Genomic DNA, 277 nt, shown 5'->3' with positions numbered 1-277 from the left:
GGCTGTTTGGCCGCTGATAAATCGCCCTCAGAGCCGTTTGCACTGGCCTCGCTTGCGGTTGAAAAGCAGTACGTGGCGGCTGGTTGCCAAGGTGATCAGTGCTCAACGGTGACTATTTCAGCTCTGGAGTTCCCCCAGGCCCCTGCACTCAGCGACGCGTTGCAAACCCGCTTGCTTACCCTCGGCATGTCGATCAGTGAAGAGACCGCTCAGCCCGCAGAGAACTGGGACGCTTATGCCAAGCGTTTCCTCGCCCTGGCAGAAGAAGATAACCGCA

1 protein-coding gene is annotated in these 277 nt (G+C 58.5%); it reads left to right on the top strand.

The window, feature by feature from the left end; all coding sequences use genetic code 11:
- A partial coding sequence (locus tag R0J92_RS22685) for a hypothetical protein (RefSeq protein WP_411053322.1) occupies nucleotides 1–277 on the top strand: 277 nt, incomplete at both ends.

It is taken from the genome of Tritonibacter sp. SIMBA_163, assembly GCF_046535935.1.
Lineage (GTDB): Bacteria > Pseudomonadota > Alphaproteobacteria > Rhodobacterales > Rhodobacteraceae > Epibacterium > Epibacterium scottomollicae.
Note: the sequence above shows the minus strand (reverse complement) of the source record. Positions and strands in the feature narration are given on the sequence as shown.